The organism is Rhodococcus sp. T2V (assembly GCF_029269925.1).
In the GTDB taxonomy this organism is placed as follows: Bacteria; Actinomycetota; Actinomycetes; order Mycobacteriales; family Mycobacteriaceae; genus Rhodococcus_F; species Rhodococcus_F koreensis.
The window spans coordinates 97,024-109,276 of sequence record NZ_JARJBD010000008.1 but is presented as its reverse complement, the minus strand read 5'-3'; the positions used below and the strand labels follow the sequence as shown (position 1 = coordinate 109,276).

Here is a 12,253-nt window from a genome sequence, read left to right as displayed (position 1 = left end):
AAGTCGCAGCAGCCCAACAGAGTTTGTTGGCTGGCGCACACCCGGGCCGAACCGTCTTCTACAGCAATCGAGTGGCACTCGTTGGCGCTCACAGGTCACACCGCATGCAGATCGGATGGCTATCTGAGGGGACGGAATCGGGATCCGTGGAAGACGAGGGGATCCTGGTCCATATCGGCCTCCACACCCGTGACTTCCAGGACCACGATTTCGTGATCACCCGCGGGGTACACGGCGTAGATCGAGCACTCGAGCGTCACGCATGCGCCGTCGATGAAGACGGCTCCGTCACGTGATCGCGATCGTGATATGTCCTTCCACCGCTCGCTCTTGTCCTTGTTGGCGAGTTGTCGGCACAGGTGGTCCTGTCCAGTGGACAGCACGGATACACCGATCGAGGGCGCGTCGCGCAGCATCGGCCAGGTGGTCGATGAACGCTGGACCGCGAACATCACCAGGGTCGGGTCGAGCGAGACGCCCACGGTGAATGACGACGCCACCAGGACGACGTCGGAGTGGTCGATCGTTGCCGCGAGTGCGGCCACGCCGGACGGGTAGTGCCCGAAAACGCGACGGAGGTCGTCGCTCATCGCGTGCCCGGCCGGCTCAGCACGGCGAGACGTCTGGGTAATCATGGGGAGTCCTTTGGTGATGGATGGGCCAACAACGAGATGTCGGGGTGTTGGTCGGGTCTGCAGGGCAGCCACGACCGACACCCCGATTGGGTCAGGCCTGACCTGATTCGACGGGCGAGGATCGCTTGTCCACCGCGGTGGCGACCACGTTGAGGACCTGCGCTGCTGCGGCGAACAGCAGGATGACGAGCAGGGCGCGAACCGACGCGACGATGGTCGCTGCCTCGTCGAAGGGCCCGCTTCCCGGGTTCGTCGACACCACGATCACGGTCAACGCGGTGCCGAGGGCCGCACCGATTCGCTGGGCGGTCACCACCACTCCGCCCGCGCCGCCGGCGATGGCCGGCGGCACCGGCGACAGGATGGAGGACACATTCGGTGCGACGAAGATTCCGCTGCCCAGCCCAGCGACGAAGATCGGCGGGGTGAGAACCAGGAGATGCGCATACGGCTCGGCGAGGAGCAGGAAGTACAGCGCCACATACCCGCCGACGAGAAGCACCAGGGCGAACGTCACGGCGTGGCGTCGAAGTCGTACGGCCACCCGCTCACTGAGCGCGGCACCGAGGATGGCACCGATAGAGAACGGGAGAGTGACGAGTCCGGCTGCCAGTGCGGTTTCGCCACGCCCGGACTGCCACAACACCGCCAACGCGATGTAGATCGAGGTCGTCGCGCTGGCGAAGGTCAGCACAGCGACTATCAGTCCGAGGGAGAAGGACGGGTAACGGAACAACGTCATCGGGATCAGCGGCTCGACGTTCCGGCTGGCACGCCGGCGTTGCCAGTAGACAAACGCGACCGCGACGGCGATGGCAATGCCAAAGCTCTCCGGCGCCCAGGCGGGAAGGCTGCCTCCGTCCGTCTGAATGAGCGGCGCCATGGCTCCGAAGATGACCACGGCAAGCATCGCCATACCGAGTACGTCGAACCCACCGGCCTTGTGGCTGCGTGTGTTGGGCAAGATCATGGTTGCGGCCACGATGCCGACGAGGCCGACCGGTGCGGTGGCGAGGAACGCGAGTCTCCACCCGAGTCCGTCCGAGGTGTTGTCGATGATCCACCCGCCGAGCAGTGGCCCGATCGACGTTGCAATTCCGGTGACCACGGTCAACAGCCCGAATGCCCGAACCCTGGCCGCGCCGGTGAAGAGAACCTGAATGTAGGCGAAGACGGGGGTGACCATGACGCCGCCGGCGATACCGTGGGCCACGCGCGCAGCGACCAGGAGGCCTTCCGACGACGACGTCGCGGCGATCACGCCGGTGAGAACGTAGCCCGCCATGCCGAGCACGAACAGTGGTTTGTGGCCGTAGCGGTCGCCGAGTCGGCCGGCCGGGACCAGGGAAAGCCCGTAGGCAAGTGCGTATCCCGTGACCACCCAGGACAGGGTCGCGTCGGAGGCGCCGAGACCGGTCTGGATTGCCGGTAGGGTGATGTTGGCGATGGTGGCGTCGGTGAGTCCGATGAGGACCGCAATGAGCAGGACTCCGAGCGCTGTCCAGCGACTGCGTGCTGACATTGTGGACTCCAACGTCTCCTCGGCGGGAGGTCGTTCCTGTGGGGGTATGACCGCCGCTGTTCCCTCGTGGGTGTGTTCGTCGTGCACGGGAGGCTCCTGTTTCAGGGTGGTGGATCTATGTAAAAACTCTTTCGGGTGGGAACGAGCGACCGCCAGCGCGGCGACTTGGCGACCTCAGAACGCGAAGAGGTTTTCGCGCAGTGTGTTACCCGAGTAGTCGGTCCGCATCGCGCCCAGCCGCTTGAGTTCGGGCACAACACCATCGAAGATTCCGGACAGATGCGACTCGTTCGCATCCTGTGTGGCCATGATGATGTAGCCGTCTCCCCCGGCCTCCTCCATGGCAGAAACCAGGTTCTGCGCGACGTCGGACGCCGGACCGACGAGTCCGAGCTCGTCGTCGCCCCAGTTGAAGTCGATGATGGCATCGCGCAGGCTCTGGCCTCGGCGGCCCTTTTCCTTCAGCGACTCGACCATGCTCGTCGTGCCGTTGGCTACGACGTCCTGCGGGAAGGGCTCGTCGAGAGGGAACTGGTTGAGATCGACGCCGAGATGCGCCGAGTGCTTGCCGAGCACGGACAGCAGTTGCGAGTCGGTGATACTCGATCGGAAGTCTGCTCTGGACTCCGCCACATAGAGGTGGGTGGCGTACATGATCTTGCATTCCTTGGGATCGCGTCCGAACTTCTTCATCCGGCCGTGGATGTCCTCGCGGAAGGCCTTCATCGCCTCCACTCCACCGATCGTGGTGGACATGACCAATTCGGCGTTCTGTGCCGCGAAGTCCCGGCCTCGCGGCGAACCGCCGGCTTGGGCGAATACCGGTGTGCGCTGAGGTGAGGGCAGCGAGTTCAAAGGTCCGCGGACCTTGAAATGCTTACCGAGGTGGTCGATGGCACGGACCTTCGCCGGGTCCGTGTAGACGTTGTTCTCTTGGTCTCGCACCACCGCGTCCTCGTCCCACGAGTTCCAGAGTGCACGAACGACTTCGAGGAACTCTTCGGCGATCTCGTAGCGCTCATTGGTGGGTGGAAGAGCGTCGAGGCCGAAGTTCTGGGCGGACTCGTTCTCACTCGAGGTGACGATGTTCCAGCCGGCGCGCCCCCGTGAGAGGTTGTCGATCGTCGAGTACAGCCGCGCGAGCAGGAACGGCGGGTACAGGGTGGTCGACGCGGTGGAGATCAGACCCAATCGTGTCGTCTTCCCTGCGAGATAGGACAGCAGGGCGACCGGGTCGTTCTTCGGCGCACTGAGCGCGTACCGAAGGTCCATGTCGATCGAGCCACCGACGGTGGTCGACACGGCCGCCGTGTCCTCGAAGAACATGAAATCGAAGTGAGCATCCTCCGCGCGCCGCGCCAGGCGTGCGTGGTACTCACCGGACCACCAGTCGGATCCGTGCATCCGGTCGCTTCCCGCTTGCCACGCGGGCGGCGAGAAGGAGCTGAAGAATCCGATGTGAATGGGTGTCGTCATAACCGTCTCCTGAAGAAATGGGTGAACTCTGTGGACACGGCTGGAAGGCTGTGGAAAGAGCTCGAATTGCGGATAGTTCGCCGCGAATAGCGATTTGAATGACTGCAGATGGTCACGGGAGCCGAGGCGGATAGCGCCCGCGTGGGGTTTGAGGCGAGGGCTCGGCAGTGATCATCCGGCTGCTTTCCCGTCGATCCGGCCGTCTCGGCGTCGTTGTCGAGCGGGGGTTGGCCTCTCGGCGGTCGGGCCGTTGGTGTGGGTCAATCGTAGGCCTGCGGTGTGTTTCGGATCGACACTTTTAGGTAACGAATGTGTAACAGGTCACACCTCGGGCGAGCTTTTGGGTGTATGGACGCAGGACTTGTTCACTGCGAGTGATCAACAATGCGCAATAGTAGACATCAGGGTCATGGTTCCCTGTTCGGATCCGATGCGCTCCTGGGATCACTGAGCTTGCGAGGGGTCCGAGAGGGGATACACGGTGCGGGTGTCCCACTCCGACTCGGGCTCGTATCCGTAGATCCAGTTCATGCCCAGCGGGGTGTCGCCCTGACGGGTTCGTTCCTCGAACGTCTGTCGGCGCTGTTCCCAGTCGCCGGCGTGCACGAGCTTGCTGTTCGCGAGTGACTGCCGTTGGATCGCGTGAGCTCTCGGGATCCGGACGTCGCGGAAGCGCGCGAGTGCCAGTTCGGGATCGGAGCGCAGTGCGTCAAGCCACCGCGACAATACGTAGGCATCTTCGAATGCCTGCGCGGCTCCTTGACCTGCGTTGGGCAGCATCGGATGCGCGGCGTCGCCGATCAGTTGCACACGTCCGCGGCCCCAGTCGTGCGATGGCTGGCGCCCGAACAGGCCCCATTTCGAGCAGATCGTCACCGCGTCGAGCAGCTGTTGCAGCTGGGGTGTGGCGCCGGGGAAGGACGCTCGCATCTCGTCGGGGTCACCTGCGATCGACCAGCCCTCTTCCACCCATTCCTCGGTGTCCGACTGCGTGGTGATGTTGATGATGTCGGTCCCGCGGAGGTAATAGGTCATCATGTGGCTGCCCTTGCCGATCCATCCGCAGAACCCGTGGGGCCCGAGAAGGCCGGACGGGAGGGACTTGCCGTCGAGCTGTGCGCGCCACACCATCTGTCCGGTGAACTGGGGCGGGTCTTCCTCTCCGTAGAGGTGCCTGCGGACCTGGGAGTGGATGCCGTCGGCGCCGATGACGATGTCGGCTCTCCGATCGGTGCGGCCGTCGAATTGGAGAACCACTCCGTCGTTTTCCTCGACCACGCCCACGCATCGGTGCCCGAGATGGACCCGCGAGCTGTCGAGCGCGTCGGCGAGCACGTCGAGCAGATCGGCACGGTGGAAGGTGTAGTACGGGGCACCGAAACGATCGGCCGCGTTCCCGTTTTTCGCCAGCCCGGTTTCCACCAGCTCGTCGCCGGTGTACATCGAACGCTGGATTTGGCCGGTGATCGGATTCCCCACCTCGGCGAGTCGAGTTCCGAGGCCGATCGCCTGCAACGCCTTGGTGGCCTGCGGGCTGATGTTGATCCCCGCACCGACCTCGCCGAGTTGGCTGGTGCGCTCGAATACGTCGACCTCGAAACCGCGTACTGTCAACGCGATCGCGGTGGCGAGGCCACCGAGACCACCGCCGACGACGGCGATGGATGGACTGTCGGACATAGCTGTCACTTTCGATAGAACGTCAGGGTGTGGTGGGTGCGCCGTGGGCGTGGCGGCCCCGGGCGGCGTGGCGTCACTAGACCCAAGTCACCACCCTGTCCTCGGGCAGACGCGGCAGTCGGCTGACGGCCGCATCGGACGCCGGGTAGCCGAGATTGACCAGGACCAGCGCGTGCATCGTGTCGGGGTCGAGGAACTCCTCCGTCACTGCCTCCGTGTCGAAACCGGCCATCGGCCCCACCGACAACCCGACCGCTCTCGCTGCCAGCATGAAGTAGCCGGCCTGCAGGGTCGCGTTGAAGTGCGCGTGCTTGATGCGCAGCCCTGCCGGTCCCTCGTCGAGCATCTCCCGCAGACCCTCGGCGCGAGGAAACAACTCGGGGAGGTCGTGGTGGTAGTTGTAGTCCGACACCAGGATCGAGGTGACCGGTGCCTGTTCGACTTTCGCCCTGTTCCGCTCGTCCACGAGTGGAAGCAGGCGGGCCTTTCCCTCGCGGCTGGTCACGTGGATCACGCGCATGGGCTGGCTGTTCCAGGCGGTGGGGGGCCACTTCGCGAGCTCCCATGCCCTCTCGAGAACGTCACGAGCGACAGGTTCGTCGGAGAACTGGCGTATCGAGTGGGCACCGCCGAACAGCAGGTCCTGGCCGGTCTGGTCCAGCTGCGGATGGGTGATTCCCGTTGTCATGGTTTACCTTCCGTCGCTGCGACTGGCGTGCGGTCGGGGCACGGTCGGCGGGTCACCGGAACACGACCGGGTTCGCGAGTGGTGCCAAGCCGGTGATATCGACCCGGACGAGGTCGCCGTCCGTCAGCTGTTCGCCGCGGGTGTGGCCCACGCCGGCCGGGGTGCCGGTGGCAATCACGTCTCCGGGTTCGAGGGTCCAGCGGCGACTGGCGGCGGCGACGAGGGTTTCGATTCCGTGCAGCAGATTCGCGGACGATCCCTTCTGCTTTACCACTCCGTTCACGGTGCAGCGGATCTCGAGATCGCCTGCGTTCTCGATCTGCCAGGCCGGCGTCACCGGGCCCAGGGGACAGAAGGTGTCGAGGCCCTTCGATCCGGCCCAGTCCCAGGTGAACGGTGGTGCGATCGTCACCTTGCGTGCCAGCAGTCCGCGTGCGGTGACGTCGTTGAAGCACGCGTAGCCGGCGATGTGCTTGCCGGCGTCCGCGGCGTCGATGTCGCGTCCGCCGGTGCCGATGACGACCGCGAGTTCGGCTTCCCAGTCGACTCGATACGCGGGATCGCGCGGAATGGTGATCGGCTCGCCGTCGCCGATCATCGTGGTCGTCGTCGGCACGGTGAAGAAGAACGGTTCGCATCCCTCGGGGATGTCGGTGACGCCCATCTCGGCGATGTGGTCACGGTAGTTCGCGCCGACGCACAGCAGTTTGCGCGGGTAGCGGACGGAGAGAACTTCGGTCGCGTCGACGGGCTCGAGCGTGTCCGGATCGATCGCGCGGAGTGCGGGTTCGACCTGTGACCAGTTGTCGAGTGCTTCCGTCAGGCCGGCGAAGGCGCGCAGAATGTCAGGGACGACGTACCGACCGTCGGCCCGCCGGATCGCGGCGATCTCCGACCGATTACTGCCGTGGCCGGTGCGGCAGGTTACGAGACTCCAAGTCATGATCAACCTTTCACGTTCACTTCACTGGTCGATTTCGACGCAGTCGTTCTCTCGGCGCGCCGGACCAGGTAGTCGAAGGCGGCCCGAAATGCGGTCGGCGGCCACAATGTCGATCTCTTGGCGGCCACCTCGTCATCCGATGACCACCGGCGCGGCCCGCCTGCGGCAAGCGCGGTCAGGTGCGTCGCGCAGGCGCGGTCGAGCAACACCGCGTGCATGACCGCGTCGGAGACCGTGGCGCCCACGGTCACCAGTCCGTGCGCCGGGATGAGGCAGCCATTGCCGGAGCCGACGCATTCGGCCAACGCGCGCCCGAGTTCGGGTGTGGCGATGAGGTTCCCGGTCTCGTGGAACCGGGGCACATCGGGATCCAGGAACGGGGTGGCGTCGTGGCTCAATGCCCGCAGAGGCACGTTCAACGAGGCGAAGGCGGTCGCGGAGGATGCGTGCGAGTGCACGGACGCTCCGACGTCTGCGCGCTGGCGCATGAGCTCGGTGTGGATGTGGTATTCGATGTGCCGGGGTCCCTCGCCGAGGAGAACGTCGCCGTCGAAGGAGACGAGCTGGACCTGATCGGGTCCGATTTCGTCCATTCCCCAGCCGGCCGCCTTGATCCAGATCCCGCGCCCGGTGGGGTCCCGGACAGCCACGTGACCCCAGATCAGGTCGCCCTGACCGGCCTCTGCCAGCGCGAGGTGGGCGTCGACGACCTGCGCTACGAGCTGTTCGTCGCGCATGGTCACCGCTTGATCATCCCGTCGGGGATCGGGCCCCACTTGTTCATCACTGCCAGGTCCGCTTCCCATGTCGTCGGTCGCATCGGGAAGTGTTCGTGCCACGGCCGCGGCTCGAAGTAGCCGTTGTCCTCGTCGAGCATGACGTCGAGCTGGGTGAACAGCTCGATGTGGTTGCCGTCGGGGTCCTCGTGGTAGGTGAAGATGTTGTGGCCCACCGAATGCCGGCCCGGACCCCAGTACAGCCGGTAGTCGTGCTTGTTGAGGTTGTCGATCATCGTCTGCAGATGGGTCAGGTCCCGGGCTTCGTAGGCGATGTGGTGCATGCCCTGCATGGTGGTGCTCTGCATGAAGTTCGCCGCGTGGTGGTCGGCGTTGCACCGCAGGAACACGAAGAAGTCACCCACGGTGTCGGACCACCGGAATCCGAGGGCGCCCTCGTAGAAGGACCGCATGTCACGCGGGGACGGGGTGTAGGCGGCGACGTGGCCCAGCTTGTTGGGGCGATGGTCGAACGTCGAATCGACGCCGCTGCGCGACTGCTCCTCGTACAGGTGCAGTGCGCTTCCGGTCAGCGGCTCCTCGATGACCAGGACGTCGGGGGTGCCGGGGCCGATGTCGGTGCGCCGTTCGCTGGCCAGCCCGGCTTCCTTCAGTCGCAGCTGTGCATTGTCGAGGCTCTCGCGGATCTCGTAGCCGATCACGTTGCGTCCCCGGGACACCTCGGCCTTCTCGATGGTGATGCAGTGATGGTCGCCGCCGGTGGTGAGGAAGACTTGGCTGGTGGTCTCCTCGACGAGGGCGAATCCGAGGACCTTGGTGTAGTACTCGGTCAGTCGTGCGACGTCGGGTGTCTCGAACGAGACATAGCCGAGTTTGGTCACCCGGACGGGCGGTTCGGGGGCGGTCATGGATGTGCTCCTGGTTCGTTCGGGTAGTGCGCTCATGCGAGCGTGGTGTGCTCGGCCGAGTAGCGGGAATGGAGAGCGGCCCATCGTCGTCCGGCCTCGCGGCCGCATTCGAGGTATTCGTCCGGGCACGAGGAGTACGGCGGTCGTACCGGTCCGGGACGGTAGTAGCCTGCGGCCTCGAACTCGGCCCGGTCGATCTGGATGTTGTACTTCGAGAACTCCTCGAAGCTTCCGTTCGGGAACAGCGGTTCGAGCGCCTCCCCGATGTCGGCCTGGATCTTCTCGGCGCGGTCCCAGTCCCGGTCGAGGATGGCGTCGCGCAACCGCAGAACCGGTGCCGGCCCGGCCGCGACGTCGCCGCTCCAGCATGCGCGGATCTCGTCGGGGAACCGCCGGGCCGTGGTCGACCAGTCGCCGGCGACGGGCAGTAGCCGGATACGGCCGCTCACCGCGGCGAGGTCTTCGGCGAAACGCTCGCCCATCAGTCCGAGGCCCATGTGCTTCGCCGCGACGATCTGGGGGATCTCGGCGAGGCGGGCGTACTCCTGCGGTGAGATCTTCCGCTTGAAGGCATTCGGGTTGTCGTAGGCGATCTGCGCCATGTCGGGAAGTGCTTCGGCGACGTTGCGGTGGAATTCGACGGTCTGCTCGGCGTCGAGTGCCACCCACATGGGGCGGCCGAGGAAGAGCCCGTCTGCGCCGAGGTCGCGCAGTGTGCGGCCGCGGTCGATGGTGTCGCGGGTGTTCAGGGTGGTCGCGCCGGCAAAGACCGGGCGGCGGCCGGCGACGGTGCGGATCACCGTGTCGTTGAAGGTGATCACCTCGTCGAGCGTCAGCGATGCGCCTTCGGCGAAGGTGCCGCAGGTCATGATGACGTCGACGCCGTCGTCGATGAGTGCATTCGTCAGTCGCTCGGTTTCCGCGACGTCGACGGTCTCGCGGGCGTCCCATCGATCCGATCCGGGAAGTGACGGGGTCGGCAGGATGGCGACGACGCCGCTGATGTCCTGTGCTGTGTATCTCGTCATCGTGTCTCGTCCTTGTCGAGCATCGCGTCGATGCGGTGGGTGGGTGACTTCGGGATTCCGGGGACCGCGGGCGCCGGCTGCGCCCCGATGATCGGATGCGGCTCCTCGTAGAACAGACCGAGTGCCTGGAGCACCGGGATGTCGTGGACGGAGAAGATGCGGAGCGCCTCGTCGGTGTCGTTGATGAGCCGGTGCCAGGTGAAATTCGGGATCGCGAACGTGTCACCCGGGTGGAGGTCGAACACCGCGTCCTCGATTTCGACCTTGCCGTGGCCGGAGACCACGAATCCGACGCTGCTCGACGTCCGGCGGTGCCGCTGACCGTCGAAGCCGGGACCGAGCTGTTGGATCCAGCAGTCCATCGTCGGCAGCGTCGATCCGCCGGTCACCGGATTGGTGTAGCGCAGCGACAGTCCGTCGTAGGGATTGCCTTCCGCGGTGCCGTACGCATCGAGGATCTCGCGGACTTCCGCCCAGGGGTAGCGGACCGGGAGTCTGCTTTCGCGGGTCCGCTCCCACGTCGGACGCAACGCCTTCATCCGCAGGCCCTGGGACTGTGCGGCGTCGGTGCGACGGGGCTGGCTTTCGTCTCCGAAGGGTTCGAAGATGGCCTGCTTGAGGCTGAGCGTCAGGCCGAGGTCGAGGACGTCCAGCCAGACCACTTCGTCATCGGTGGGGTTGTGGTGGTCGTGCCAGGAGTACCGCGGGGTGATCAACAGATCGAAGGTGTCCATCGCCAGCTCTTCGCCGTCGACGACGGTGAACGATTCGGGGTTGCCATCGATCACGAACCGCAGCGCCGACATGGTGTGGCGGTGTGAGAAGTTGACTTCCTTGGCACGCATGATCTGGATGCCGGCCGCGAGGGTGTGTGTGGACCCGGGTGGGCCCGCGGTGATGCCCGGGTTCAGGAAGGTCAGGTTGGTACGGCCCCACCCTGCGGGACCGAGGATGTCGGCGGCCTCCTGTAGACGGGGCCGGGTCGTCGACCACGGCCACACGTGCCCGACACCGGCCGGGATCGGACCTCCGATCGATGCGTCGAGCAGTGGTTCGAACGACCACTGGCCGATCAGGTGGTCGCCGCGGATCGCCTCGTCGTAGCTGGCGAGCTTCTCGTTCTCGGTGGTCGTCATGCCTGAACGGCTCCTTCATGCCGGTGTTCGCTGAAATTGATGTGGACGTTCTTGGTCTGGGTGTACGAGTACAGTTCCGCCAACTCCTCCTCCCGGCCGATCCCGCTGTCCTTGACGCCCCCATAGGGGGAACCGAGCAGGTGCCGTGAGACCTCGTTGACCCAGACGTAGCCCGCCTCGACTGCGTCGACGAATCGGTGCGCCGTCGCGAGGTCACGGGTGAAAACACTTGCGGTGAGACCGAATCGGGTGGAGTTCGCGATCCTGATCGCCTCCTCCTCCGATCCGAATCGGAGCACCGACAGGATCGGACCGAAGATCTCTTCCTGCGCCAGACGCGAACTCACCGTTACGTTGGCGAAGACCGCGGGGCGAACGAACAGTCCGTCGCCCAGTTCGCCCTCGGTGATCCGCTCACCGCCGGTGCACAGCCGTGCTCCGTCCGCCAACCCGATCTGCACGTATTCGAGGACCTTGTTCAGTTGCTGTTCGTGGACGATGGCGCCGGTCTGGGATGCCGGGTCCGTCGGCAGTCCGGGCCGTAGCGCCGCTACCCGGTCGGTGAGTTTCTCGACGAACTCGTCGTGGATGGCGGAGTGCACGATGACGCGCGAGAGCGAGCCGCAGGACTGGCCCTGCCAGGTGAAGTTCATTCCGCGTACGGCGGCGTCGACCACGAGGTCGAGATCGGCGTCCGGGAAGACCACGAGGGGGTTCTTGCCACCCAACTCCAGCGTGACGGACTTGACCGATGCCTGCGCGGCACGGCGGGTGATCGCCAGCCCGGTCGCGACGGATCCGGTGAACGCCAGCCGTCGCACGGCCGGATGCGCGACCAGGGAGTCGCCGACCGCCAGGCCATCGCCGGTGACCACATTGAACACACCTGCGGGCAGGATGTCGTGGGCCAGCTCCGCGAGCCGCAGTGCCGACAGGCTGGTGTGCTCGCTCGGCTTGAGGACCACGGCGTTGCCGGTCACCAGTGGTGCCGCGATCTTGCTGGCAGCGAACATGAACGGGTGGTTGAACGGGACGATGCGACCGACCACGCCGAAGGGGGTGTGGGTGGTGTAGGTCAGCTCCCCGACGGTCGTGGGAAGGGTGCTGCCCCGGACCTGCAGCGCGAGTCCGGCGAAGTACCGCAGCGCGCCCGCTCCGGCGGCGACGTCGCGTCGCATCTCGGTCAGCAATGACCCGTTGTCGGCCGTGTCGATCCGCGCGAACTCCTCGGCGTTGGCGTCGATCGCGTCGGCGAGTTCGGTGAGGAGCCCGGCGCGTATCGACGGCGCGGTCCGCGACCAGTCGTCGGATGCGCGGTGAGCGGTCTCGACGGCGATATCGACGTCTTCGGGGGTGGCTGCCGGGAATGAGCCGAGCCGCTGCCCGGTGGAGGGATCGATCGAGTCGATCCGCGCGCCGTTGGCGGCGGAACGGAATTCGCCGCCGATGGACATGTCGTACTCCAGGCGGGTGGTCAGGGTCGTCATCGTCGGCCTTTCG

General features: G+C 65.6%; 11 protein-coding genes. All 11 read right to left on the bottom strand.

Annotated elements, in window-relative coordinates; translation table 11 throughout:
• Nucleotides 1-119: 119 nt before the first annotated feature.
• On the bottom strand, nt 120-635 hold the full coding sequence (locus tag P3H15_RS09990; protein WP_276137078.1) for a flavin reductase family protein: 516 nt from the start codon (nt 633-635) through the stop codon (nt 120-122).
• Between the two features lie 91 nt (nt 636-726).
• A complete protein-coding gene (locus P3H15_RS09985) occupies nt 727-2,157 on the bottom strand; it encodes an MFS transporter (RefSeq protein WP_276137077.1) in 1,431 nt (476 codons plus the stop codon).
• A gap of 174 nt (nt 2,158-2,331) precedes the next feature.
• Nucleotides 2,332-3,633 carry an NtaA/DmoA family FMN-dependent monooxygenase gene (locus P3H15_RS09980; RefSeq protein ID WP_276137076.1) on the bottom strand — a complete coding sequence of 434 codons (1,302 nt, stop codon included), beginning with the start codon at nt 3,631-3,633 and terminating at the stop codon, nt 2,332-2,334.
• Between the two features lie 444 nt (nt 3,634-4,077).
• The gene (locus P3H15_RS09975; RefSeq protein ID WP_276137075.1) at nt 4,078-5,313 is read right to left on the bottom strand and encodes an FAD-dependent monooxygenase; all 1,236 of its coding nucleotides are present in this window, start codon (nt 5,311-5,313) and stop codon (nt 4,078-4,080) included.
• A 76-nt stretch (nt 5,314-5,389) separates the two neighbouring features.
• Nucleotides 5,390-6,001, bottom strand: a complete 612-nt coding sequence (locus P3H15_RS09970) for a malonic semialdehyde reductase (RefSeq protein WP_276137074.1) — start codon at nt 5,999-6,001, stop codon at nt 5,390-5,392.
• A 52-nt stretch (nt 6,002-6,053) separates the two neighbouring features.
• Nucleotides 6,054-6,944, bottom strand: coding sequence for a fumarylacetoacetate hydrolase family protein (locus P3H15_RS09965; protein WP_276137073.1), 891 nt, complete (start codon nt 6,942-6,944; stop codon nt 6,054-6,056).
• A 2-nt stretch (nt 6,945-6,946) separates the two neighbouring features.
• A complete protein-coding gene (locus P3H15_RS09960; protein ID WP_276137145.1) occupies nt 6,947-7,681 on the bottom strand; it encodes a class II aldolase/adducin family protein in 735 nt (244 codons plus the stop codon).
• A gap of 2 nt (nt 7,682-7,683) precedes the next feature.
• Nucleotides 7,684-8,589 carry a VOC family protein gene (locus tag P3H15_RS09955; protein WP_276137072.1) on the bottom strand — a complete coding sequence of 302 codons (906 nt, stop codon included), beginning with the start codon at nt 8,587-8,589 and terminating at the stop codon, nt 7,684-7,686.
• 32 nt (nt 8,590-8,621) lie between these two features.
• Complete coding sequence (locus P3H15_RS09950; protein ID WP_276137071.1) at nt 8,622-9,617, bottom strand: dihydrodipicolinate synthase family protein; 996 nt, start codon at nt 9,615-9,617, stop codon at nt 8,622-8,624.
• A complete protein-coding gene (locus P3H15_RS09945) occupies nt 9,614-10,753 on the bottom strand; it encodes a cupin domain-containing protein (protein ID WP_276137070.1) in 1,140 nt (379 codons plus the stop codon). Before P3H15_RS09945 ends, P3H15_RS09950 begins: the two co-directional genes overlap by 4 nt.
• Entirely contained in the window at nt 10,750-12,240 is a 1,491-nt protein-coding gene (locus P3H15_RS09940; protein ID WP_276137069.1) for an aldehyde dehydrogenase family protein, read from the bottom strand. The genes P3H15_RS09945 and P3H15_RS09940 overlap by 4 nt, the downstream gene beginning before the upstream one ends.
• Nucleotides 12,241-12,253: the final 13 nt, after the last annotated feature.

What these genes read in the sequence shown, in the direction of transcription:
- P3H15_RS09990 (WP_276137078.1), bottom strand. Translation starts at nt 635, where the DNA reads ATGATTACCCAGACGTCTCGCCGTGCTGAGCCGGCCGGGCACGCGATG.
- P3H15_RS09985 (WP_276137077.1), bottom strand. Translation starts at nt 2,157, where the DNA reads ATGTCAGCACGCAGTCGCTGGACAGCGCTCGGAGTCCTGCTCATTGCG.
- P3H15_RS09980 (WP_276137076.1), bottom strand. Translation starts at nt 3,633, where the DNA reads ATGACGACACCCATTCACATCGGATTCTTCAGCTCCTTCTCGCCGCCC.
- P3H15_RS09975 (WP_276137075.1), bottom strand. Translation starts at nt 5,313, where the DNA reads ATGTCCGACAGTCCATCCATCGCCGTCGTCGGCGGTGGTCTCGGTGGC.
- P3H15_RS09970 (WP_276137074.1), bottom strand. Translation starts at nt 6,001, where the DNA reads ATGACAACGGGAATCACCCATCCGCAGCTGGACCAGACCGGCCAGGAC.
- P3H15_RS09965 (WP_276137073.1), bottom strand. Translation starts at nt 6,944, where the DNA reads ATGACTTGGAGTCTCGTAACCTGCCGCACCGGCCACGGCAGTAATCGG.
- P3H15_RS09960 (WP_276137145.1), bottom strand. Translation starts at nt 7,681, where the DNA reads ATGCGCGACGAACAGCTCGTAGCGCAGGTCGTCGACGCCCACCTCGCG.
- P3H15_RS09955 (WP_276137072.1), bottom strand. Translation starts at nt 8,589, where the DNA reads ATGACCGCCCCCGAACCGCCCGTCCGGGTGACCAAACTCGGCTATGTC.
- P3H15_RS09950 (WP_276137071.1), bottom strand. Translation starts at nt 9,617, where the DNA reads ATGACGAGATACACAGCACAGGACATCAGCGGCGTCGTCGCCATCCTG.
- P3H15_RS09945 (WP_276137070.1), bottom strand. Translation starts at nt 10,753, where the DNA reads ATGACGACCACCGAGAACGAGAAGCTCGCCAGCTACGACGAGGCGATC.
- P3H15_RS09940 (WP_276137069.1), bottom strand. Translation starts at nt 12,240, where the DNA reads ATGACGACCCTGACCACCCGCCTGGAGTACGACATGTCCATCGGCGGC.